Annotated in this window: 19 protein-coding genes; 14 read left to right on the top strand and 5 right to left on the bottom strand. The window is 65.3% G+C overall.

From position 1 onward, the window contains the following. Positions 1 to 61: 61 nt before the first annotated feature. A complete protein-coding gene (locus AB7F11_RS05580) occupies positions 62 to 1,279 on the top strand; it encodes a M20 aminoacylase family protein (RefSeq protein WP_428289344.1) in 1,218 nt (405 codons plus the stop codon). Further along, positions 1,276 to 2,406 carry a M14 family metallopeptidase gene (locus AB7F11_RS05575; protein ID WP_428289345.1) on the top strand — a complete coding sequence of 377 codons (1,131 nt, stop codon included), beginning with the start codon at positions 1,276 to 1,278 and terminating at the stop codon, positions 2,404 to 2,406. The genes AB7F11_RS05580 and AB7F11_RS05575 overlap by 4 nt, the downstream gene beginning before the upstream one ends. Here the strand turns inward: AB7F11_RS05575 and AB7F11_RS05570 are convergent. From AB7F11_RS05570 to AB7F11_RS05555, 4 genes are all read right to left on the bottom strand, one after another. After that, complete coding sequence (locus AB7F11_RS05570; RefSeq protein ID WP_428289346.1) at positions 2,370 to 3,143, bottom strand: hypothetical protein; 774 nt, start codon at positions 3,141 to 3,143, stop codon at positions 2,370 to 2,372. The genes AB7F11_RS05575 and AB7F11_RS05570 overlap by 37 nt on opposite strands. A gap of 22 nt (positions 3,144 to 3,165) precedes the next feature. Next, positions 3,166 to 3,825, bottom strand: coding sequence for a TetR/AcrR family transcriptional regulator (locus AB7F11_RS05565; protein WP_428289347.1), 660 nt, complete (start codon positions 3,823 to 3,825; stop codon positions 3,166 to 3,168). 9 nt (positions 3,826 to 3,834) lie between these two features. Then, positions 3,835 to 5,100 (bottom strand): patatin-like phospholipase family protein, encoded by a 1,266-nt coding sequence (locus AB7F11_RS05560; RefSeq protein ID WP_428289348.1) that lies wholly within the window; start codon positions 5,098 to 5,100, stop codon positions 3,835 to 3,837. A gap of 125 nt (positions 5,101 to 5,225) precedes the next feature. Beyond that, entirely contained in the window at positions 5,226 to 5,750 is a 525-nt protein-coding gene (locus AB7F11_RS05555) for a phasin family protein (protein WP_428289349.1), read from the bottom strand. 224 nt (positions 5,751 to 5,974) lie between these two features. On the opposite strand from AB7F11_RS05555, the gene AB7F11_RS05550 reads away from it, so the two are divergent. The 11 genes from AB7F11_RS05550 (at position 5,975) to AB7F11_RS05500 (ending at position 19,482) form a co-directional block, all read left to right on the top strand. Next, positions 5,975 to 7,960, top strand: coding sequence for an SDR family oxidoreductase (locus tag AB7F11_RS05550; protein WP_428289350.1), 1,986 nt, complete (start codon positions 5,975 to 5,977; stop codon positions 7,958 to 7,960). A gap of 154 nt (positions 7,961 to 8,114) precedes the next feature. Continuing rightward, a complete protein-coding gene (gene argB / locus AB7F11_RS05545) occupies positions 8,115 to 9,014 on the top strand; it encodes an acetylglutamate kinase (protein ID WP_428289351.1) in 900 nt (299 codons plus the stop codon). 130 nt (positions 9,015 to 9,144) lie between these two features. Continuing rightward, positions 9,145 to 9,837, top strand: a complete 693-nt coding sequence (locus tag AB7F11_RS05540; protein ID WP_428289352.1) for a response regulator — start codon at positions 9,145 to 9,147, stop codon at positions 9,835 to 9,837. Then, positions 9,821 to 11,308, top strand: a complete 1,488-nt coding sequence (locus tag AB7F11_RS05535; protein WP_428289353.1) for an ATP-binding protein — start codon at positions 9,821 to 9,823, stop codon at positions 11,306 to 11,308. The genes AB7F11_RS05540 and AB7F11_RS05535 overlap by 17 nt, the downstream gene beginning before the upstream one ends. 123 nt (positions 11,309 to 11,431) lie before the next feature. Then, the gene (gene slmA, locus AB7F11_RS05530) at positions 11,432 to 12,124 is read left to right on the top strand and encodes a nucleoid occlusion factor SlmA (RefSeq protein WP_428289354.1); all 693 of its coding nucleotides are present in this window, start codon (positions 11,432 to 11,434) and stop codon (positions 12,122 to 12,124) included. A gap of 165 nt (positions 12,125 to 12,289) precedes the next feature. After that, positions 12,290 to 12,991: a TetR/AcrR family transcriptional regulator gene (locus AB7F11_RS05525; protein WP_428299912.1), complete on the top strand. Its 702-nt coding sequence runs from the start codon at positions 12,290 to 12,292 to the stop codon at positions 12,989 to 12,991. 41 nt (positions 12,992 to 13,032) lie between these two features. Beyond that, entirely contained in the window at positions 13,033 to 14,829 is a 1,797-nt protein-coding gene (locus tag AB7F11_RS05520) for an acyl-CoA dehydrogenase C-terminal domain-containing protein (protein ID WP_428291155.1), read from the top strand. A gap of 116 nt (positions 14,830 to 14,945) precedes the next feature. Next, complete coding sequence (locus tag AB7F11_RS05515; RefSeq protein ID WP_428291154.1) at positions 14,946 to 15,386, top strand: DUF2147 domain-containing protein; 441 nt, start codon at positions 14,946 to 14,948, stop codon at positions 15,384 to 15,386. 31 nt (positions 15,387 to 15,417) lie between these two features. Beyond that, the gene (locus tag AB7F11_RS05510) at positions 15,418 to 17,817 is read left to right on the top strand and encodes a 3-hydroxyacyl-CoA dehydrogenase NAD-binding domain-containing protein (RefSeq protein WP_428291153.1); all 2,400 of its coding nucleotides are present in this window, start codon (positions 15,418 to 15,420) and stop codon (positions 17,815 to 17,817) included. A 25-nt stretch (positions 17,818 to 17,842) separates the two neighbouring features. Continuing rightward, positions 17,843 to 18,265, top strand: coding sequence for an endonuclease domain-containing protein (locus AB7F11_RS05505; RefSeq protein WP_428300727.1), 423 nt, complete (start codon positions 17,843 to 17,845; stop codon positions 18,263 to 18,265). Positions 18,266 to 18,273: 8 nt separating this feature from the next. Then, a complete protein-coding gene (locus AB7F11_RS05500) occupies positions 18,274 to 19,482 on the top strand; it encodes an acetyl-CoA C-acyltransferase (protein WP_428291151.1) in 1,209 nt (402 codons plus the stop codon). A 28-nt stretch (positions 19,483 to 19,510) separates the two neighbouring features. On the opposite strand, the gene AB7F11_RS05495 is transcribed toward AB7F11_RS05500, so the two are convergent. Beyond that, on the bottom strand, positions 19,511 to 21,817 hold the full coding sequence (locus AB7F11_RS05495; protein ID WP_428291150.1) for a patatin-like phospholipase family protein: 2,307 nt from the start codon (positions 21,815 to 21,817) through the stop codon (positions 19,511 to 19,513). 81 nt (positions 21,818 to 21,898) lie between these two features. Here AB7F11_RS05495 and AB7F11_RS05490 point away from each other — a divergent pair, with 81 nt between their 5' ends. Continuing rightward, positions 21,899 to 22,663, top strand: a complete 765-nt coding sequence (locus AB7F11_RS05490) for an enoyl-CoA hydratase (protein WP_428291149.1) — start codon at positions 21,899 to 21,901, stop codon at positions 22,661 to 22,663.

Here is a 22,663-nt window from a genome sequence, read left to right as displayed (position 1 = left end):
TCTTCGCTACCATGGCTCCTTTGAAAATCGCTGTGCCCGGCCCGGGCGCTCAGAGGTGCCCATGAAACTGATCGACTCCATCCTCACCCAGGCCGCCGGCATCGCCGCCGTGCGCCGCGACATCCACGCGCACCCCGAGCTCTGCTTCGAAGAGGTGCGCACCGCCGATGTGGTGGCGCAGAAACTCACCGACTGGGGCATCCCCGTTCACCGTGGCATGGGCACCACCGGCGTGGTCGGCATTGTGCACGGACGCGATGGGGGCGCCTGCGGCCGTGCGATCGGCCTGCGCGCCGACATGGACGCGCTGCCCATGCAGGAGTACAACACCTTCGGCCACGCCAGCCAGCACGCGGGCAAGATGCACGCCTGTGGCCACGACGGCCACACCGCCATGCTGCTGGCGGCAGGCCAGCACTTCGCCAAACACCGCAACTTCGATGGCACTGTCTACCTGATTTTCCAGCCCGCCGAAGAGGGCGGCGGCGGCGCGCGCGAGATGATCAAGGACGGCCTGTTCGAAAAATTCCCGGTGGAGGCCGCCTTTGGCATGCACAACTGGCCGGGCATGGCGGTGGGCACCTTTGCCGCCAGCGCTGGTCCGGTGATGGCCTCGAGCAACGAGTTCCACATCGTCATTCGAGGCAAAGGCGCGCACGCCGCGCTGCCACACAACGGCATCGACCCGGTGCCGGTGGCCTGCCAGATGGTGATGGCCTTCCAGACCATCATCTCGCGCAACAAGAAGCCGGTGGACGCCGGCGTGGTCTCGGTCACCATGATCCACACCGGCGAGGCCACCAACGTGGTGCCGGACAGCTGCGAGATCCAGGGAACGGTGCGCACCTTCACCTACGAGGTCCTCGACCTGATCGAGCGCCGCATGCAGGAGATTGCCGAGCACACCTGCGCCGCCTTTGGCGCTACCGTCGAGTTCAAGTTCAAGCGCAACTACCCGCCCACCATCAACCACGTCGCTGAGACCGCTTTCGCGCGCGAAGTCATGGCCGAGATCGTGGGCCACGAGCACGTGGTGGAGCAGGAGCCCACCATGGGCGCCGAGGACTTTGCCTACATGCTGCAGGCGCGTCCCGGCTGCTACGCCTTCATTGCCAATGGCGACGGCGCCCATCGCGAGATGGGCCATGGCGGCGGACCGTGCATGCTGCACAACCCGAGCTACGACTTCAACGACGACCTGATTCCGCTGGGCGCCACCTATTGGGTCCGACTCGCCGAAAAATGGCTGAGTCGCCCACGCGCCGGGGGCGCCGCATGATCTCGCCACAGGCAGCTTTCTCACGGTCCTACGCCAGCGCCCGCATCAAGTTCCTGGAAGGCGCTGCGGCGGCCGGCATGGCCATCTCCAGCCACAACCACCCGCTGCCCGGGCGTGACGGCGAAACCCTGGCCATGGACGTGGCGCTCGATGGCTCGCCCGACGCCGAACGCCTGCTGGTCGTCAGCAGCGCCTGCCACGGTGTGGAGGGCTATTGCGGCTCGGGTGTGCAGGTGTTTGCCGCGCACGACGCCGAGTGGCGTGAGCACGCCCGCAGTGCCGCAGTGGCGGTGCTCTACATCCATGCGCTCAACCCCCATGGCTTTTCGTGGGTGCGCCGCGTCACGCATGAAAACGTGGACCTGAACCGCAACTTCCAGGACTTCAGCCAACCGTTGCCGACCAACCCGGCTTACGCTGAGATCCACCACCTGCTGTTGCCGGACCAGTGGCCCCCGGGAGCCGCCAACCAGGCCGCCGTGCAGGCCTACATCCAGGAGCGCGGCCTCGCGCGGTACCAGGCGGCGGTCTCGCAAGGGCAGCATTCGCACGCCGACGGTCTGTTTTTCGGTGGCACCGCGCCCACCTGGAGCAACCAGACATTGCGCCAGGTGTTGCGCCGGTATGGACGCCGGGCGCAGCAGCTCGCGTGGATCGACCTGCACACCGGGCTTGGCGAGAGTGGCGTGGGTGAGCGCATCTGTGCCTGCCGCGACGACGCCGCCGCTCTGGCACGTGCGCGCGCCTGGTGGGGCGGTGACGGTAAGACGCCGGTCACTTCCATCTACGACGGCTCGTCCACGTCAGCCTTGCTGACCGGGCTGATGTGGAGTGCCGCTTACGAGGAATGTCCGCAGGCCGAGTACACCGGCATCGCCATGGAATACGGCACGGTGCCCATCACTGAGGTGATCGACGCACTGCGCGCCGACCACTGGCAGCACCTGCACCCCGAGGCCGCGCCCGAAATGCGCGCCGCCATCAAGCAGCGCATCCTGGCGGCGTTCTACACCGACACCGACGAGTGGAAAGCGCAGATCGTGGCGCAGGCCCGCCAGTCGATGTTCCAGGCCGTCGACGGCCTGGCCCGTCAGCCCTCCAGCGCCGCGCGGGCCGAGGTCACGTAAAGCCGTTCCATCGCGTCCAGCGGCTCCATGGCGGCGGCACGGTCCAGAAGGGCGGTGGCTTCTGCGAGCCGTTTCTCCCCCTCCAGCATCATCAGGCCGTTGGCGTACTCGGTCAGCGTCACGGCCGAGTCGGGGTTCAGGCTCATGGCCGTTTCGTAAAGGCTCAGGCCGGTCGCCTTGTTGGCGCCGTAGGTCATGCCGCCGATGAGCTGTCCCACCTTGTCGATCACCTCGGCGTGAAACGTGGCCAGCGCCAAGTGCGCATCGGCATGCTGGGGGCAGCGCGCAATCGTGGTTTCCAGGGCGTTCTTGATGCGCACCCCGAGCCCCTGGGTGAGGGCCTTGGCCACGCTGATGCCCTGGCTGTAGCGGCCCAGCGCGTAGGCCTGCCAGTACCACGCGCCTGGATTGTCGGGCTGGTGGTGTTGCAGCTTCCCGGCACGCGCAGCGGTCTCCAGCAGCAGGTCCTGGCGGGTGGCCTCTCGGCGTTCCACGTAGTTGGCGTGGATGGCGGTGGCCTTGTTGGCCACGTTCAGGCCAGCGTCGCCCAGTGCCAGGCCCTCCTGTGCGGCGCGTTCGAACGCGCCGTTGTGAAACAGCAGCCAGGCGTGCTGCAGCGCGGGATCGGTGGGCCAGGGCTCCGCATCACCTTTGTGCAAACGGCTCCAGAGGGCCTGGAGCCGTTCGCCATCCAGCGGCTTGTCACCTGATGAAATGTAGGCGGTCCATTCGGTCATCATGTCTCCTCATGGTTCCGGCTCAGGGTGAGGCGCCATAGGCCCCGGTGATCTGTTGGAGGTGCTGGCGTTGTGCCGTTTCCAGATACGGCGCGAGCAGATTCAGCACGTGCCAGGCGCCCCGCAGCAACGCCTGTTGCGCGTTCTCCGGTTCCAGCGCATGGCGCGGATCGCGCACGTACTCAAAGCTCAACCAGTAGGTGAGCACCACCACCATGCAAGTGGCCGTGGGCTCGACTTCGCGGCTGTCGATGTTCATCGCGCCGTGGCGGCTCAAACCATCCAGCACATGCCGGATCGCACGTGTCTTGTTTTTCAGCACGGCCTGGAAGCGCGTTTCCAGCAGCCGGTTCTTGGAGAGCAGGTCGTTCAGGTCCCGGTAGAGAAAGCGGTACTGCCAGATCAGCTCAAACAGGGAGTGCAGGAAGAACCAGGCGTCCTCGGCGTTGCGCACGCCTTCGCTTGCGCCCAGCAACTCGCCGAGCGAGCGCTCGTAGCGTTCGAAGAGCGAGTTGATCAGCTCGTCCTTGGCCGGATAGTGGTAGTACAGGTTGCCAGGGCTGATGCCGAGTTCGGCCGAGATCAGTGTGGTCGAGACATTGGGTTCGCCGAAGCGGTTGAACAGCTCCAGCGTCACCTCCAGGATGCGCTCGGCGGTGCGGCGTGGGGCTTTCTTGGCCATTCGCGGCGTTCAGCGGCTGCGCGCCGGGCCAGGCACTGGGCGCACGGCACGTTCCAGTTGGCCTTGCAGTTGGTCCAACGTGGCGTGCAGGCGGTTCGCGAGCGCGCTGCGCGCCGGAGGCGTCCGGTTCTGCAGCAAATGCCGTGCGGGGTCCTGCAGCGCCAGGATGTTCAGCTCCACACCGTGACGGGCCAGCATGGGCGCCAGTTGTTGCCGCCGCTCCAGCAGCATGCGCCGCGTTTCCTGGTAGGCGTGTTCGGCGATCTCGCGACGCTGGCGGTAGCTGAAGGTGTTGGCGAAGAACAGTGTGGCGTCGCGCTGGTCGGGTTCGAGCAGGAGGATGTCGCTGTCCGGATAGGCGCGCTCGTAATGCTTCAAACCCAGGGCCAGTCGCGAGTGGATCATGGAACGGAACGTCTGGCTCATGACCGCAGGCAGCCCACCCTCCACCAGCGAAGGAATGCGCCGGCCGTCGCGCAGGCTGGGGCTGGTGTGGAACGGCACAAGCGGGTTCAGGCACAGCAGCAAATCGGCTCCTTCGTCCAGCGCCACCGTGGCGTGCAGCGTTTTCTTGAGCGCACCGTCCACGTAGTGCTGACCGTGAATGTCCACCGGCGGGAACAGCCCGGGCAACGCCGCACTGGCCTGAATGGCGCGCGAGATCGGCACGTGGTCCCAGCCGGGTCGGCCAAAGGGAGCGGCATCGCCCGTGTCGAGCTGTGTCGCCACCAGTGTCAGGCGGGTTCGCAACTGGCGGAAATCGTTGGTGCGGCCAGGCTGGCTGAACAGGCGCTCGATCTGCCGATGAATGCCGTCGTTGTCGAGCACGCCGGTGGGCAGGACTGCGCCCATGCGCTCGAAGGCGCTGGTGAACGATCTGCCTTGCACCGCCCAGTCCCAGGTGGCTTCTCGCAGCAGGCCAGGCAGGCGGCGCAGCCGCGCACCGAACTCACCCCACGCGGGCTTGAGCAGCCAAGACGGATCAAAGTTGTCCTCGCTCGGCCGGTCCTCGATGAAAGCCTCGCAGAGCTGGCGAGGCCGAATGCCATTGGCCAGGCCCGCCGCGATGAAGCCGCCTGCGGACACGCCGACGTAGTGATCACAGTCGTTGAGGTCCAGGCCGATCAGGCCGTCGTCGAGCGCACACAGAGCGCCGATCTCGTAGATTGCACCGAGCGGCCCGCCGCCTGCCAGCGCGAGTGCCATGCGCGGACGACCACCCCGGCGCGAACGGGTGCTGGAGACAGCCTTGCGGCGACGGGCGGGTGAGGACATCGTCATGCGATCGAGTGTAGACGCCGGGGGTCGAATGACTTGCTGCGATGCAGCATGGACAGGGGACGTAAAAACGGGGCGTCGAGCGCCCCGTTCTGATGTGCCATCCGCGGCCTGTGCCCGGGTCAGGCTGCCTTGGTGCTGCGCGCGGTCTTGCGTGCCACTTTGGCGGGGGCCTTCTTGGCTGGGGCGGCCTTGCGGGCGGCGGTCTTGGTGGGCGCCTTCGTGCTGAGGCGTTGCACGTGCTGGTTCAGCGCGTCGATGCGCTCGATCAGCGCCTCCACATCGCGCGCCGAGGGCACGCCGAGCTTGTTCAGCGCCTTGGCCACGCGCTCTTCAAAGATGTTCTCCAGCTTGTCCCACTGGCCTGCGGCCTTGGAGGAAATGTCGGTGGCCATGCTGGTGACGCGGTTGGTGGCCTCGGAGATGCGTTCCTCGGCCACGGCCTGCGTCTTGCGCTGGATCGACAAGCCCTCCTTGACCAGCGATTCAAAGGCCTTGCCGCCTTCTTCCTGCGCCTTGGAGAAAGCACCCAGGCCGGCCAGCCAGATCTGTTGTGCGGAATCCTTGATGGCGCCCGAGAGGGGCGAGCCGGAAGCGGATGAAGCCGCTTGGCTGCTGCTGCCGGTTTTCTGGATTTTCTTGACCATGGGAACTCCTGAAAGAGAAAGTGAGGGGAGTGGCGGCGCCACAGCGTTCGGCCAATGTACGGCCCACGCCGTGCGGCTGTGTAGGGGCGCGCGACTAAACGAACCCCTTGTGGGCCGCGCCTCACGCGGGTTTTTGCGGAAGGCGTGGGCACTTGTGATGGTGAAGAATGGCAGGCTGTCTTTTGCCATTCGGTTTGCAACCTCAACGTCCCAGGAGACCCTCCATGCATTATTTCGTGACCGGTGCCACCGGCTTCATTGGCAAGCGCCTCGTGGGCAAGTTGCTGCAGCGCAAGGGAGCGGTGGTGCACTTCCTGATCCGCAAGGAAAGCGAAGGCAAGGTGGCGGCGTTGCGCGAGCACTGGGGCGTGAGCGCTTCGCGCGCGGTGCCGGTTTTCGGCGACCTCACGAGCAAGAAGCTGGGTGTCTCGGCCGATGACGTGAAGGCGCTCAAGGGCGAGGTCGATCACTTCTACCACCTGGCTGCGGTGTACGACCTGGAGGCCGACGAGGAAAGCCAGATTGCGGTGAACGTGGACGGCACCCGCAACACGGTGGAGTTTGCCAAGGCCATCGGCGCCGGTCATTTCCATCACGTGTCCTCCATCGCAGCCGCTGGCCTGTATGAAGGTGTGTTCCGCGAGGACATGTTCGACGAAGCCGAGAACTACGAGCACCCCTACTTCATGACCAAGCACGAGAGCGAGAAGATCGTGCGCGAGGAATGCAAGGTGCCCTGGAGCGTGTACCGACCGGCTGCGGTCGTGGGCGACTCGCGCACCGGCGAGATGGACAAGATCGACGGGCCCTACTATTTCTTCAAACTGATCCAGCGCATGCGCCAGATCCTGCCGCCCTGGATGCCCAGCGTAGGCCTGGAGGGCGGGCGCATCAACATCGTGCCGGTGGATTTCGTGGTCGATGCACTCGACCACATCAGTCACCAGAAACGCAACAGCGGCGCCTGCTTCCACCTGGTCGATCCCATGGGCTACCGCGTGGGCGATGTGCTCGACATCCTGAGCAAGGCGGCCCATGCGCCAAAGATGAACCTGTTCGTCAACGCCGCGCTGATGGGATTCATTCCCAAGAGCGTGAAGAAGGGGCTGATGGCGCTGGCGCCGGTGCGCCGCGTCTACAGGGCCGTCATGCAGGACCTCGGGCTTCCCGAGGACATGATGACGTTCGTCAACTACCCCACGCGTTTCGACTGCCGGGAAACGCTGGCGGCCCTCAAGGGCAGCGGCATCGCCTGCCCGAACCTGAAGGACTATGCCTGGCGACTCTGGGACTACTGGGAACGCCACCTCGACCCCGACCTGCACATCGACCGCAGCCTGAAGGGCACCGTGGGCGGCAAGGTGGTGCTGGTCACCGGCGGCAGCTCGGGCATTGGTCTGGCGGCGGCGCACAAGTTTGCCGAGGCGGGTGCCACCACCATCATCTGCGGACGCGATCAGGACAAACTGGACGAGGCCTGCAAGGAAGCGAAAGACAAGGGCTACCAGTTCATCGCCTATCCGGCCGACATCGCCGACATGGCGGACGCCGACCGCTTCGTTCAAGTGCTGATCCAGAACCACGGCGGTGTCGATTTCCTCATCAACAACGCGGGCCGCTCGATCCGCCGCGCCATTGAAGGCAGCTACGACCGCTTCCACGATTTCGAGCGCACCATGCAGCTCAACTACTTCGGCTGCCTGCGCGTGACCATGGGCTTGCTTCCCGGCATGGTGGCCAAGCGCAAGGGCCACGTGGTGAACATCAGCTCCATCGGCGTGCTCACGAACGCACCGCGTTTCTCGGCCTACGTGGCGAGCAAAGCGGCGCTCGACGCATGGACTCGCTGCGCCAGCAGTGAGTTCGCCGACCAGGGCATCAGCTTCACCACCATCAACATGCCGCTGGTGCGCACGCCCATGATCGCGCCCACCAAGATCTACCAGAACGTGCCCACGCTCGCGCCCGAGGAGGCCGCCGACATGATTGCGCAGGCCTGCATCTTCAAGCCCGTGCGCATCGCCACCCGCCTGGGTGTGACGGGCCAGATGATGCACGCCATGGTGCCGCGTGTGGCGCAGATCGTGATGAACACCAGCTTCCGCATGTTCCCCGACTCTTCGGCGGCCAAGGGCGAGAAGGGCGCCAAGCCCCAGTTGTCGGCCGAAGCGGTGGCGATGCAGCAGATGATGCGGGGCATCCACTTCTAGCCCCCGCCGCGCTGCGCGCGACTCCCTTTCAGGGGGCAACACCTGCGGCCCGGCGAAGCCGGTTCCGCGGTGTTTCTCGATGGAGGGTTGGCGCTCGAGAAGGTGGTGCTCCGGCCCTAGAATTTGGCTTTGCCCGAACAGCAGGAAATCCCGCATGACCACGCCCGCCGACATCACCTCCATTCCGCCACGCGACAAGGCCGAGATCCTTGCGCAGGCGCTGCCCTATATCCGCAAGTACCACGGCAAGACCATGGTCATCAAGTACGGCGGCAACGCCATGACCGACCCCGCCCTGCAGCAGGACTTCGCCGAAGACGTGGTGCTGCTCAAGCTGGTCGGCATCAACCCGGTGGTGGTGCACGGTGGTGGCCCGCAGATCGAGACGCTGCTCAAGCGTCTGGGCAAGCAGGGCCAGTTCATCCAGGGCATGCGCGTGACCGACCCCGAGACCATGGAGGTGGTGGAGTGGGTGCTGGCCGGCGAGGTGCAGCAGGATATCGTGGGCCTGATCAACCAGGCGGGCGGCAAGGCAGTGGGCCTCACCGGGCGAGATGGCGCCATGATCCGGGCGCGCAAATTGCGCATGACCGACCAGAAAGATCCCAGCCTGGAACACGACGTCGGCCAGGTGGGCGACATCGAAAGCATCGACCCCGCCGTGGTGAAGGCCTTGCAGGATGACCAGTTCATCCCGGTGGTCAGCCCGATCGGCTTCGGTGAACAGAACGAGAGCTACAACATCAACGCCGACGTGGTAGCCGCCAAGCTGGCCACCGTGCTGCAGGCCGAGAAGCTGCTCATGCTCACCAACATACGGGGCGTGCTCGACAAAGACGGTCAGTTGCTCACCGAGCTCACGCCGCGTCGCATCGACGAGCTGGTGGAGGACGGCACCATTTCAGGCGGCATGATCCCCAAGATTGCGGGCGCCCTGGACGCGGCCAAGAGCGGTGTGAACGCGGTACACATCATTGACGGGCGCGTGCCGCATGCCCTGCTGCTCGAAGTGCTGGGCAACGAACCTTTCGGGACGATGATCAAGGCGCACTGAAATGCAAACTCACACGCCCTGTTCCGGAGCAAGGCACCTGTTCCCGGGCACCCGAGGATCCGGCTTTGCCGGTCCCAGGGTGCGTCCCCCTCCAGAGGAATGCGCCAAATGCGGCAGGGGGAGTCACTAGATGCGACTCCTGCTGGTTGAAGACGACGTGATGGTGGCCAGCGGGATCAAGCTGGGGCTTTGCGACGCCGGTTACACGGTGGACTGGGTGGGCAGTGCAGAGCGCGCCGCGCAGGCCCTTCAAAGCGACAGCTTCGATCTCGCCATCGTCGACATCGGCCTGCCCGGCATTGACGGTCTTGAGCTCACACGTCGCCTGCGCATCGGCGGGCTCCAGATGCCGGTGCTGATCCTGACCGCGCGCGATGCCTTGCACGACCGTGTGCAGGGTCTTGACCTTGGCGCCGACGATTACATGGTCAAACCCTTCGAACTGCCCGAGCTGCTGGCGCGGCTGCGGGCTCTGTTGCGCCGCTCACAGGCCGCCACCTCGGCGGTGCTGGGCTTTGGCCCACTGGAGATGGACACTGCACACCGTCGCGTCACGCTCGGTGGGCAGCCCATGGAGCTGGGCCCGCGTGAATGGACCGTGTTGGAGTACCTGCTCATGCAGGTGCCCAAGCCCGCCGCCAAAGACAAGCTGCTGCAGGTGTTGACCGGGTGGGACAAGGAGATCACGCCCAATGCGATCGAGGTCTACATCTCGCGCCTGCGCGCCAAGCTTGAGCCTGCGGGCATCTGCCTGCGTGCGATCCGGGGATTCGGCTACCGGCTCGAACTGGCCGAGAGCCCCGGTCATGCGACCCTCGCCTGAGGGCTTCGCACCGGGCGGCATGATCTGGGGCCTGCAGCGGCGCCTGCTGGTGCTGTTGCTGATCACCGTCGGCGTGATCGTCTCGGTCAGCGTCTTTTTTCATTACCAGAGCGCCGGTACGGCCGCCTTGCAGCAGGACCAGCGCCTGCTCCGGCTGGTGCCCCTGCTGGCGGACTCGGTGGTGGTGAGAAGCCTGAACGCCGATGAGCGCGTGGACCTGGATGAGCCCTTGCAGCGCGCCGCTGACGTGTTGAACCCGCCCGGGCTGTCCATGCTGCTGGCGCCGGCCGTGGCTGAGTTCCTGTCGGAGCGGCGGGGCTTCGCGGCCTTCGGCGTGTTCAACGACCTGGGGAGCCAGATGCTGGGCGAACGCTGGTTGCCCACGGTGCTGCCCAACACGCGCGATGCGGAGTTCCTCAGCGTGGTCGAGGCCGGTGTCACCTATCGTGTGGTGGCGCAGCGCGTAACCACCGATGCCGGGGACCTCATCGTGATGCTGGCCGACGGCTCCGACGCGCGTCAGCAGTGGTTTCGCAATGTGATGCTGCGCGTGCTGCTGCCCAATCTGATCCTGTTCGCCGTGGCGGCTGCGGTGATCGCCTGGGGCGTGGCGCGGGCCTTGCAGCCACTCATCGACCTCAAGCAGGCGGTAGAGAACCGATCCCCGCGCGACCTCAACCCGATTGACGTCGCCGACGTACCGGCCGAAGTTCGTCCGCTGGTGGTCTCGCTCAATCGCCTTTTTTTCCTCGTCAACGCGCAGACCGAAGCTCAGCGACGCTTCGTGGCTGATGCCGCGCACCAGTTGCGCACGCCACTGGCGGGTCTGCAGGCGCAAGTGGAAGCCTGGGCACAAGCTGCGCGCAGCATGGACGGCGGCGATTGGCTCAGCCTGCGCGCGGGTCAGGTCCTGCGCCTGCGCGATGCCACCCGGCGGACCTCGCAGCTCGCCAACCAGTTGCTCGCGCTTTCTCGCGCGGATGCCGTGAGCGCCGACGCACAGCCCATGCAGCGAGTGGATCTGATGGCGCTGTGCGAGAACATGCTCGCCCTATACCTGGATGCCGCAGCCGCCAAACACATCGACCTCGGGCTGGAGACGCGTCCCGCGCAGACCCTTGGGCACGCCTGGCTGCTGCGCGAGCTGCTGCTCAATCTGGTGGACAACGCCATCAAATACACCCCGTCGGGAGGTCGCATCACGCTGCGTTGTGGTCTGGACAACGGGCCCAGGGGCGCACAGGCCTGGATGGAAGTGGAGGACGACGGGCCCGGCATTCCACCCGACGAGCGACTGCGCGTTCTGCAGCGCTTCTACCGCGTGCCGGGCACCCTGGGCGAGGGCAATGGACTGGGCCTGGCGATTGCCGACGAAATCGCCCGCGCCCATGACACACACCTGCATCTCGACGCCGGCGCGCAGGGGTTGGGCCTGCGCATGCGGGTAGCTTTCGAGGCGGTCACTCACTGACTGCGCGCGGGCCTGCCACGCTGGTCGCGGAGGCTTGTAACCGTGTGCGAGAATCGCCGGACGGAAGACACACCAGGGCCGGGTACACGGTCCAGCAGCTCATCACGAACGGACCGATCACCCATGACCTCCAACGTCCCTGAGTCCCCTTCCCCCGCCGATGATGCGGCGCAGGAGGCCGCACACGCCATCGCGGCTGCTGCCCAGCCAGACGGTGCCGCACGCAAACGCCCCAAGCCAGGCGAACGCCGCGTGCAGATCCTGCAGGCGTTGGCCACCATGCTGGAGCAGCCTGGGACGGAACGCATCACCACCGCTGCGCTCGCCGCCCGGCTCGACGTGAGCGAGGCCGCGCTCTACCGCCACTTCGCCAGCAAGGCCCAGATGTTCGAAGGCCTGATCGAATTCATCGAGCAGTCGGTGTTTGGCCTGGTCAATCAGCTTGCCGATCGTGAGCCCGACGCCAACGCCCGCTCGCGCAAGCTGGTCACGCTGCTGCTTCAGTTCGGTGAGAAGAACCCGGGCATGGCCCGTGTCATGGTTGGCGATGCCCTGGTGTTCGAGAACGACCGCCTGCAACAACGCATGAACCTCTTCTTCGACAAGATCGAATCCACCCTGCGCCAGAACCTGCGCGAAACCTCGGTGGTGGCCGGCGTGGCCACGCCCACGGTGGATGCGCAGGCCGATGCCTCGGTCATTGCGTCCTTCTGTGTCGGGCGTCTGCAACGCTTTGCGCGCAGCGGCTTCAAGCGCTCGCCCTGCGAGAGCCTGGAACACAGCCTGAATCTGCTGCTGCCCGACGGCAAGCTCTGAAACCTGAGCCGTGGTGGCGTGATTTAGGGCGCAGCCCCTAGATAAACGCCGCTCGATGGGCCCGCCGGATTGCACCAGGCGGGGGTTTTGCGGTAAAAATAGAACGACCGTTCGATTTATTCGAGCGGTTTCTTCTTTTCACCCGACCCACCGAGGACCGTATCCATGAGCGTCACCCCGATCGCCCGCCGCCCGCGCGCCGACGCCTCGGCGCAGAAGCCACTGCAAAAGGGTCAGCAGACCAAGGCCGCCATTGTGGACGCCGCGCTCGGCCTGGCCACGCAGATCGGCCTCGAAGGCCTCTCCATCGGCGCGCTGGCCGAAGTCATGCAGATGAGCAAGTCCGGCGTGTTCGCCCATTTTGGTTCTCGGGAAGAACTGCAGATCTCGGTGGTGCGGGAGTACCACACCCGCTTCGAGGAAGAGGTGTTCTACCCCGCCCTGGACGCACCTCGCGGTCTGCCGCGCCTGCGCAAACTGTTCGACAACTGGATGAAGCGGACCTCGGTCGAGATCGACTCGGGTTGCATTTACATCAGCGGCGCGGTCGAGTTCGACGATCGGCCGGGCCCGGTGCGAGATGCCTTGGCCAGTTCGGTGAACACCTGGCTCACGGCCATGCGCCGCGCCATTGAAATGGCCATACAGGAAAGCCACCTCGATGCCACCACGGACGCCGCACAGATGGCATTCGAGGTACACGCGCTGATCCTGGCGCTGCACTACGAAGCGCGCTTCCTGCGCAGCCCCGATTCGGTGCAGCGCGCCCTCACGGCCTTTGAAGGCATCGTGCAGCGCTACGGTGGCCTGCCTTCGGTTCAGGACATGTCTTTGCCATCCCCTGGCGCCGCGCGCACACAGGGCTGATCCGCTTTTCGTTTTCACAAACCCAGCACAGGAGTTCCCCCATGCCCGTTTACAACCCACCTCTGCGAGACATGCAGTTCGTGATGCACGAGGTGCTCAAGGTCACCGACGAGTTCAAGGCGATCCCCCAACACGCCGACACCGATGCCGACACCATCAACGCCGTGCTGGAAGAGGCCGGCAAGTTTGCGTCTCAGGTGATCTTCCCGCTCAACATCAGCGGAGATACCGAGGGCTGCAAGCTCGACCAGAAGACACACGAGGTGACCACACCCAAGGGCTTCAAGGAGGCTTACAAGACCTACGTGGAAGGTGGCTGGGCCGCGCTCTCGTGCGACCCCGAGTTTGGTGGCCAGGGCTTGCCGCTGGTGGTGAACCAGTGCCTGTACGAGATGATGAACTCGGCCAATCAGGCCTGGACCATGTACCCCGGCCTCACCCACGGCGCGTATGCCGCGCTGCACACCTACGGCACCGACGAACAGAAGAAGACCTACCTGCCCAGGATGACCAGCGGCGAGTGGACCGGCACCATGTGCCTGACGGAGCCCCATTGCGGCACCGATCTGGGCCTGATGCGCACCAAGGCCGAGCCGCAACCCGACGGCACCTACAAGCTCACCGGCAACAAGATTTTCATCAGTGCCGGTGAACACGACATGGCTGAAAACATCGTCCACCTGGTGCTGGCTCGCCTGCCCGACGCGCCCCCCGGCATCAAGGGCGTGAGCCTGTTCATCGTGCCCAAGTACAACGTGAATGCCGATGGAACGCTTGGCGAGCGCAACGCCATTCATTGCGGCGGCCTGGAACACAAGATGGGCATCCACGGCAACGCCACCGCGCAGATCGTGATCGACGGCGCCATCGGCACCATCGTGGGTCAGCCCAACAAGGGCATGCAGGCCATGTTCGTGATGATGAACGCCGCCCGCCTGGGCGTGGGCAACCAGTCGCTGGGCCTGACCGAAGTGGCCTACCAGAACGCACTCGCCTATGCGAAAGACCGCATCCAGATGCGCAGCCTGACCGGCCCGAAGGCCAAGGACAAACCGGCCGATCCGATCATCGTGCACCCCGACGTGCGCCGCATGCTGCTCACCGCCAAGGCGTATGCCGAGGGGGGCCGCGCGCTGGCCATCTATTGCTCGGTGCTGCTGGAGAAGGTGCACCACCACCCGGACGAAAAAGTGCGCAAGGACAGCGACGACATGCTCTCGCTGCTCACGCCGATCACCAAGGCCTTCCTGACCGACAACGGCTACAACGCCGCCACCCAGTGCCAGCAAGTCTTCGGTGGGCACGGCTACATCAAGGAATGGGGCATGGAGCAATATGTGCGCGATGCCCGCATCAACATGATCTACGAAGGGACCAACACCATTCAGAGCCTGGACCTGCTGGGTCGCAAGGTGCTGGGCAACAACGGCGCCACGCTCAAGAAGTTTGGCAAGCTGGTGGGCGCGCTGGTGATGGAAGAGGGCGTGAACGAAAAGATGGCCGAGTTCATCAACCCGCTGGCGGTGCTGGGCGAGCAGATCACCAAGTTCACCACCGAGATCGGCTTCAAGGGCTTGCAGAACGCCGACGAAGTGGGCGCTGCGGCGGTGGACTACCTGCGTGTGGCGGGTCACCTGGTGTTCGGTTACTTCTGGGCCCGCATGGCGCAGGTCGCGCTGCGCGAGATCGCGGCCGGCAACACCGACCCGTTCTACGCCGCCAAACTGCAGACCGCACGCTTCTACTTCGCCAAGCTGTTCCCGGAGACCGCGACGCTCATGCGCACAGCCCGCGCCGGTTCAAAGGTCGTGATGGACACCGACGCAGCGCTCGCGTGAAATGAGCACCCCTGCGGCGCTGCGCGCCACCCCCTCAAGGGGGCAACACCAGCGGCCTGGCAAAGCCAGTTCCGCGGTGTTTCTGGAATGAGTTTTTTCACACCCGGGAGACAAGCATGATCAAGACCGCACTGACCGCCGTTGCCCTTTCAATGGCTTCCCTGTCTGCGTTCGCGCAGATGTCGCCCGTGGGGCTTTGGAAGACCATCGACGACGACACCAAGAAGGAAAAATCGCTGGTGCGAATCACGGAAAGCAACGGCGTCTACAGCGGCAAGATCGAGAAGTTTCTTGATCCGGACAGCAAGCCCGATGCGGTGTGCGACAAGTGCACCGACGAGCGCAAGGACAAACCCATTCTGGGCATGACCATCCTGCGCAACCTCAAGCAGAGCGCCGACGACAAGACCGTTTATGACGGTGGTGACATCGTCGATCCCAACAACGGCAAGGTCTATCGCAGCCGCCTCAAGCCCATCGAAGACGGCAAGAAGCTGGAGATGCGCGGCTACATCGGCCCGTTCTACCGAACGCAAGTGTGGCTCCGGGTCGAGTGAACGCGGGCCTCATCCCTCTCATGGAAAACCAATGAACCGATTCCAAGTGAAAAAAGTCGCCGTGCTCGGCGCGGGCGTGATGGGCGCGCAGATCGCTGCGCACCTGGTCAACGTCAAGGTGCCCGTGGTCCTGTTTGACCTGCCGGCGAAGGAAGGCTCGAAGAACGGCATCGTCACCCGCGCGGTGGAAGGCCTGAAGAAGCTCAAGCCCTCGCCGCTGGGTGTGGCGACCGACGCCGACCTGATCGGCCAGGCCAACTACGAAGAGCACATGGCGCAGTTGAAGGACTGCGACCTGATCATCGAGGCCATCGCCGAGCGCATGGACTGGAAGCTCGACCTGTACACGAAGATCGCGCCCTTCATTGCCGAGCACGCCATCGTGGCCTCGAACACCTCGGGACTTTCCATCACCAGGCTCAGTGAAGCGCTGCCCGAAGCGATCAAGCCGCGTTTCTGCGGCATTCACTTCTTCAACCCGCCGCGTTACATGACGCTGGTGGAGCTGATCGCCACGCCCACCACCGAGCCGCAGATCCTCAACGACCTGGAGACCTTCGTCACCAGTGGCCTGGGCAAGGGCGTGGTGCGCGCGAAAGACACGCCCAACTTCGTGGCCAACCGCATCGGCATCGCCGGCATGCTGGCCACCATGAAAGAGGTGGAGAACTTCGGTCTCACCTACGATGTGGTGGACGACCTGACCGGCAAGCGTCTGGGGCGCGCGAGCAGCGGCACTTTCCGCACCGCCGACGTGGTGGGCCTGGACACCATGGCCCATGTGATCAAGACCTTGCAGGACAACCTGAACCTGGAGACCGACCCGTTTTACGGCAGCTTCGGCACGCCGCCCGTGCTCAAGGCGCTCATCGACGCCGGCAACCTCGGCCAGAAGGCCAAAGCCGGTTTCTTCAAGAAGGTCGGCCGCGACATCCTGCGCTTCGACCTCGCCAGCGGCGACTACGTGCCCGCCGGCGAAAAGGCCGACGAGGTGTATGGCCGCATGCTCAAGCGCCCCGCCGCTGAACGCCTGAAATTGCTGCGCAACGCCGAGGGCCCCCAAGGCCAGTTCCTATGGGCCATCCTGCGCAACAGCTTCCACTACGCGGCGGTGCACCTGGCCACCATCGCCGAGACCGCGCGCGACGTGGACCAGGCCATGCGCTGGGGTTTTGGCATGAAGCAAGGGCCGTTCGAGCTCTGGCAGGAAGCCGGTTGGCTGGAAGTGGCGAAGATGGTCCAGGAAGACATTGATGCGGGCAAGGCGCTGAGCAAGGCGCCGCTGCCCGAGTGGGTGTTCAGCGGCCCGGTGGCCGAGGCCGGTGGCGTACACACGGCGCAGGGTTCCTGGAACCCGGGCAAGGGTGAATTTGAAGGCCGCCTGCAGTTGCCGGTGTACCAGCGCCAGCACTTCCCGGAGTTGCTGCTGGGCGAAGCGGGTCCGAAATTCGAGACGGCTGGTCACACCGTCGAGGAAAACGATTCGATCCGCGTGTGGACGCTGGACGAGCAGGTGCTGATCGCCAGCCTCAAGACCAAGATGCACGCCATCAGCCCCGAGGCGTGCGAGGGCCTGCTGGCCGCCGTGGACCTGGCCGAGAAGGCGTACCAGGGCCTGGTGATCTGGTCGGGCGATGAACCTTTCAGCGCCGGCGCAGATTTGCAGGCCATGCTGCCGGCTTTCATGGCAGTGGGCGTGAGCGCCATTGAAGACGCCGAAGGCTTCATGCAGCAGACCATGCTGCGCCTGCGCTACGCCAACGTGCCGGTGATCTCTGCCGTGCGCGGCCTGGCGCTGGGCGGAGGCTGCGAAATGGCCGTGTACAGCGCGCGTCGCGTGGTGCACATGGAGAGCTACATCGGCCTGGTCGAAGTGGGCGTGGGCCTGGTGCCCGGCGCCGGTGGCCTTACCTACATCGCCCGCCGCGCGGCCGAGAACGCCGAGACCTCGACCGGCAAAGACCTGCTGCCCTTCCTCACCGAAGGCTTCACGGCCGCGGCCATGGCCAAGGTGGGGACGAGCGCGCTGGAGTCGCGCCAGCTCGGCTACGTGCTGCACTCCGACGTGATCGTGCCGCACAAGGACGAACTGCTTTTCGTGGCGATCAACGAAGCGAAGAGCCTGTTCAACGGCGGCTACCGGGCGCCGCACAAGCGCCTGTTCCCCGTGGCCGGGCGCGATGGCAGGGCCACCATCCTGGGCAGCCTGGTCAACATGCGCGACGGCGGATTCATCAGCCAGCACGACTTTCACATTGCGTCGCTGATTGCGAACGTGGTGACCGGTGGCGACGTGGAGCCCGGCACGCTGGTGAGCGAGGAGTACCTGATGACGCTGGAGCGACGCGCGTTCTGTTCGCTGATCGTGCATCCGAAGACGCAGGAGCGGATTCTGGGGATGTTGAACACGGGCAAGCCGGTGCGGAACTGAGGTGATGAAACCCGCTGAGGCCAACGTGACCTACCCCCTCTCGCGCGCGTGGGAGAGGGTTGGGGTGAGGGCGGACGCCAAGGAAAAAGCGCGTGAGTTGCGCGGTCGGATGACGGAGGCCGAGAACTTGCTGTGGTTGCAGCTGAAGGGCCGCCGCTTCCAGGGCTTCAAGTTCCGTCGCCAGCGTCCTCTTGGTCCCTACGTCCTCGACTTCATCTGTCTCGAGGCCGGTCTGGTTATCGAGATCGATGGTGGTCAGCACGACGCACAACAGGTCTACGACCAGGCGCGAACTGCGCTGATTGAAGCGCAAGGACTCTCTGTCATCCGGTTCTGGAACCACGAAGTCATGAACGAAACACCTGCTGTGCTGGAAAAGATCTGGCAGACGCTGCAGGCCCTCACTCCAACCCTCTCCCACAAGCGGGAGAGGGGGCAAGACACTTAGGACCCACCATGAGCAAACAGATTCAAGACGCCTACATCGTCGCCGCCACCCGAACCCCCATCGGCCGTTCACACAAAGGCGCCTTCAAGAACCTGCGCCCGGACGACATGCTCGCTCTCGCGCTGCGCTCCGCGCTCAGCCAGGTGCCGGGACTCGACCCGAAGGCGATCGAAGACGTGATCTGCGGCTGCGCCATTCCCGAGGCCCAGCAGGGCCTGAACGTGGCGCGCATCGGCGCCATCCTGGCCGGCCTGCCCAACAGCGTGGGCGGCATCACCGTCAACCGCTTCTGCGCCTCCGGCCTTTCAGCCGTGCAGATGGCGGCGGACCGCATTCGTGTGGGCGAGGCCGACGTGATGATCGCCGCCGGCACCGAGAGCATGAGCATGGTGCCCATGATGGGCAACTCGCCCAGCCTGTCGCCCACCATCTTCACCAACACCGATGATGTGGAGAGCTACGGCATCGCCTACGGCATGGGTCTCACGGCAGAGAAAGTGGCACAGCAGTGGAAGGTGTCGCGCGAGGCTCAGGACGCCTTCGCCCTCCAGTCGCACCAGCGCGCCCTGCTGGCGATGAAGAACGGTGAATTCACCGACGAGATCACCCCGGTGGAAGTGACCGAGCGCAGCGTGAACCTGGACAGCGCCGAAATCACCACCAGCTCACGCACCGTGAGCCTGGACGAAGGCGCGCGTCCCGACACTTCCATCGAAGGCCTTGCGAAGCTGCGCACCGTGTTCGCCGCGCGCGGTTCGGTCACCGCCGGCAACAGCTCGCAAACCAGCGACGGCGCCGGCGCGCTCATCCTGGCCAGCGAATCGGCCATCAAGCGGTTTGGCCTCACGCCGCTGGCGCGCTTCGTCAGCTACGCCTCGCGCGGTGTGCCTCCGCACCTCATGGGCATCGGCCCCATCGAAGCGATTCCTGCTGCGCTGAAATGCGCCGGCCTCACGCAGGACGCGATCGACTGGATCGAGCTCAACGAGGCATTTGCCGCGCAGTCGCTCGCCGTCATCAACACACTGGGCCTGGACCCGAGCAAGGTGAACCCCATGGGTGGTGCCATTGCGCTCGGTCACCCGCTGGGCGCCACCGGCGCCATCCGCTCGGCCACCGTGGTGCATGCGCTCAAGCGCCACAACAAGAAGTACGGCATGGTGACCATGTGCGTCGGCATGGGCCAGGGCGCCGCCGCGGTATTCGAGCGGGTCTGACGACGCAGGCGGCGCGGGGGGAGCCCAGCTACGGCCTACCCAGAAAAAGGTAGAGACCCGTGTAGCCGCGCGGCGCGCTCACGATGCTCAGGTAGAGCGGCCCGATGCCGGTGTCTGCGCCCACGAAGAGGCTGCTGCCAGCGCGCATGCCGCGCAGTGTGATGTCGCGGCGCTGTGTCCAGGCGTTGCCGGCTTCCAGCGAGCCGCCCACGAAGAGTGCGCGGGCCACGCCCACGCTGTAGGGCAAACGCTGGTAGTAGGTGAGTCGGCCAAACACCAGGTAGTTGCCGGCCACCTGGCCCACGCGGTAGCCCGAGAGTTGCTGGAAACCCCCGAGCGCGTACTCGTCCACGGCCCCGATGGGGATCTGGCTGGCGTACGCCAACCGAGCGCCGGCATTGAGCGTGTGCACCCCCCAGGTCTTCACACCAGTCGCGGTGCCTTCCAGGCGCGTAAAGCTGTCGCTGCCCGAAGCCACGCCATAGTAGGTGCGCCGCCCCAGCACCACTTCGCCCTTGGCACGGTACCCGTGCGACGGGAAATTGGCGTAGTCGAGCTGGTCGGCAATGACTGCGCCGCGCACGCCCACTTCGTTCCAGCGCAGCGAGCCCACCAGGTCCTGTGGCTGCACACCGGCGATGAGCTCGGGCGTGACCTTGCGGTGCGCCGCCACCAGGCCCACGCGCATGTCTCCCACATTGCCCAGCAAGCCCATGGGCCAGCCCAGGTCCAGGCCGGCCTGGATGCCCTGTCGCCGCACCAGTGCGACCGATTGACCGATGTCGTTGTACAGCTCCACGCGCCTCAGATTGGCGTCCACATAGCCTGACACGAAGCGGTCGCTCTTGAGCGTCAATGGCTGGAACAGCTCCGAGTACAAGCCCAGGGTCTCGCCCAGTTGCACCCGGTTGCGCCACTCAGCTCCGCTCTCGTTGAGCCAGTGGCGGTTGTGGCTCAGGCGCAGGTTGAACGCGCCCTGGCCCTGGAAGTCGGTGCGCAGGTCCAGCCCCACACGCAGGTAGTTAGGTCCCCAGGTGTTCTCGGTCAGCCGCAACGTGAGGTCTTCGGCGCCGTCTTCGCGCCGTGTGAGGCTGTAGTCCACCCGCTCGTAGTCACCTGTGGCCGCCAGTTTCTGCAGGTCGCGTTCAAGACGGGGCACGTCCAGGCGCTGGCCTTCGGTGGTGTCGAGCGCGGTGGCCAGCCGCGCGGCGTGCGCCTCGTTCACGCCTTCGAACTTCACCGAAGCCACCGCGCCGATGCGCGCGGCGTTGGCCGTCGCCCGGGTCTCCCGCGTCTGGGCCCATTGCCGGTAGCGCGGCGCGTCAACGCTGAAACGGGCCAATGCCTCGCCCACCGTCTTGCCGTAGTCGTTGCCCAGCTTTACCAGCTCGGCCACCTTGCCGAAGTCTGCCGAGGTGAGGGCCCCCAGCGGTGGCTGCAACAGCAGGTCGTCGGTCGTGAGCGTGGCGATGCTGGCGCGCACGTTCTGCTCGGTCAGGATGTGCACCATCTGCATGGTCACGCCAAACAGCGTACCGAGCGAAGCACGTCCACCCAGTGGCGTGCCGATGTCCACCGCGATCACCACATCCGCGCCCATGCGCCGCGCCACATCCACCGGCAGATTGTTCACCAGGCCGCCGTCGCCCAGCAGCCGGCCTTCCAGATCCAGTGGTGCAAACACACCAGGCACCGACATGCTGGCGCGCAGCGCGGCGGCCAGGTCGCCATGGTCCAGCACCACGGGCTGGCCATTCTCCATGTCGGTGGCCACGGCACGAAACGGTGTGGGCAGGCCGTCGAAGTTCGCCAGGTGGCGCGTGGAGAGTGTGTAGCGCCGCAACAGCATTTCCAGCGAGCGCGATGACACCGCGCCACTGGGCAGGATGAATTGACCGTTGCGAAAGCCCAGCGACAGCACGGGCGAGAGTTCGAAGTCTTCTTCCTTGCGCCGTTGCGAGAGCAATTGTCTCGGCTCGCGGCGGTCGAACAGGTCGCCCCAATCGACCGCCTGGATCTCGCGCTCCAGTTCGTCGGCGCTCATGCCGCTGGCGTAGAGTCCTCCGACGATGGCGCCCATCGACGTGCCCACGATCACATCCACCGGCACCCGCGCCGCTTCCAGCGCCTTGATCACGCCCACATGGGCAAACCCGCGAGCGCCGCCACCCGAGAGCACCAGGCCAATGCGCGGTCGTCCGGGTGCGCTGGGCTGCGCATTCTGCTCGGGCTGGGCCAGTGCAGAAGGTCCTGAGAAGGCGACGGCAAACCACACGGCGAGTCCGAGCACCGCGGACAGGCCAGGGAACGCAAAACGGGAGCGGCGAAGCAACATGGGGCAGCGCGTGAAAGTAGCGGCAAGTGTAGGCGGCTCATGGTAAGTTTCTCGCTTTCCCACGTTCCCAGCGAGACCACCATGAGCGACATCCTCGTCCACACCGAAGCCGGCGTCTGCACCATCACCTTCAATCGGCCTGACAAGAAAAATTCCATCACCGCCGCCATGTACGGCACCATGGCCGAGGCTTTGCAGTCTGCGCAGGACGATGCTGCGGTCCGCTGCGTGGTGTTCCAGGGCAGCGAGACCATGTTCTCGGCTGGGAACGACATCGCCGATTTCCTGAACAATCCGCCCGCTTCCGCCGGTTCGCCGGTGTTTCTGTTCCTGCGCGGCATCGCGCAGTTTCCCAAGCCTCTCCTGGCGGCCGTGTGCGGCCCTGCGGTCGGCGTGGGCACCACCATGCTGTTTCACTGCGACCTGGTCTACGCTGGCGACAATGCCGCTTTCTCCATGCCCTTCGTCAACCTTGGCCTGTGCCCCGAGGCGGCGTCCAGCCTGCTGGTGCCGCAGATGCTGGGCTACCACCGTGCCGCTGAGGCATTGCTGCTCGGTGAGCCGTTCATGGCCGAGGCCGCGCTCGAAGTGGGCCTGGTGAACCGCGTGCTGCCCCCCACCGAAGCCGCTGGCTACGCGCAATCGGTGGCGCGCAAGTTGGCCGCCAAACCCATCAGCGCGCTGATGGAGACCAAGCGCCTCATGAAGAAGAACCAGGCATCCCAGGTGCTGGAGGTGATGAACGAGGAAGGTGCGAGTTTTGGCCGCATGCTGCGCGAGCCTGCCGCCCGCGAAGCGTTCGGCGCATTCATGGAGCGGCGCAAGCCGGACTTTTCGAAGGTGTGA

This window comes from Hydrogenophaga sp., assembly GCF_050250835.1.
Classification (GTDB): domain Bacteria; phylum Pseudomonadota; class Gammaproteobacteria; order Burkholderiales; family Burkholderiaceae_C; genus Hydrogenophaga.
The sequence above is the reverse complement of the archived record's forward strand: the minus strand, read 5'-3'. Positions and strand labels throughout refer to the sequence as shown.

Bases quoted from the DNA above. Each gene is read 5' to 3' on its own strand.
- AB7F11_RS05490 (WP_428291149.1), top strand. From the start codon at position 21,899: ATGAGCGACATCCTCGTCCACACCGAAGCCGGCGTCTGCACCATCACC.
- AB7F11_RS05575 (WP_428289345.1), top strand. From the start codon at position 1,276: ATGATCTCGCCACAGGCAGCTTTCTCACGGTCCTACGCCAGCGCCCGC.
- AB7F11_RS05540 (WP_428289352.1), top strand. From the start codon at position 9,145: ATGCGACTCCTGCTGGTTGAAGACGACGTGATGGTGGCCAGCGGGATC.
- AB7F11_RS05560 (WP_428289348.1), bottom strand. From the start codon at position 5,100: ATGTCCTCACCCGCCCGTCGCCGCAAGGCTGTCTCCAGCACCCGTTCG.
- AB7F11_RS05535 (WP_428289353.1), top strand. From the start codon at position 9,821: ATGCGACCCTCGCCTGAGGGCTTCGCACCGGGCGGCATGATCTGGGGC.
- slmA (WP_428289354.1), top strand. From the start codon at position 11,432: ATGACCTCCAACGTCCCTGAGTCCCCTTCCCCCGCCGATGATGCGGCG.
- AB7F11_RS05555 (WP_428289349.1), bottom strand. From the start codon at position 5,750: ATGGTCAAGAAAATCCAGAAAACCGGCAGCAGCAGCCAAGCGGCTTCA.
- AB7F11_RS05570 (WP_428289346.1), bottom strand. From the start codon at position 3,143: ATGACCGAATGGACCGCCTACATTTCATCAGGTGACAAGCCGCTGGAT.
- AB7F11_RS05525 (WP_428299912.1), top strand. From the start codon at position 12,290: ATGAGCGTCACCCCGATCGCCCGCCGCCCGCGCGCCGACGCCTCGGCG.
- AB7F11_RS05495 (WP_428291150.1), bottom strand. From the start codon at position 21,817: ATGTTGCTTCGCCGCTCCCGTTTTGCGTTCCCTGGCCTGTCCGCGGTG.
- AB7F11_RS05550 (WP_428289350.1), top strand. From the start codon at position 5,975: ATGCATTATTTCGTGACCGGTGCCACCGGCTTCATTGGCAAGCGCCTC.
- AB7F11_RS05580 (WP_428289344.1), top strand. From the start codon at position 62: ATGAAACTGATCGACTCCATCCTCACCCAGGCCGCCGGCATCGCCGCC.
- AB7F11_RS05520 (WP_428291155.1), top strand. From the start codon at position 13,033: ATGCCCGTTTACAACCCACCTCTGCGAGACATGCAGTTCGTGATGCAC.
- argB (WP_428289351.1), top strand. From the start codon at position 8,115: ATGACCACGCCCGCCGACATCACCTCCATTCCGCCACGCGACAAGGCC.
- AB7F11_RS05500 (WP_428291151.1), top strand. From the start codon at position 18,274: ATGAGCAAACAGATTCAAGACGCCTACATCGTCGCCGCCACCCGAACC.
- AB7F11_RS05515 (WP_428291154.1), top strand. From the start codon at position 14,946: ATGATCAAGACCGCACTGACCGCCGTTGCCCTTTCAATGGCTTCCCTG.
- AB7F11_RS05510 (WP_428291153.1), top strand. From the start codon at position 15,418: ATGAACCGATTCCAAGTGAAAAAAGTCGCCGTGCTCGGCGCGGGCGTG.
- AB7F11_RS05565 (WP_428289347.1), bottom strand. From the start codon at position 3,825: ATGGCCAAGAAAGCCCCACGCCGCACCGCCGAGCGCATCCTGGAGGTG.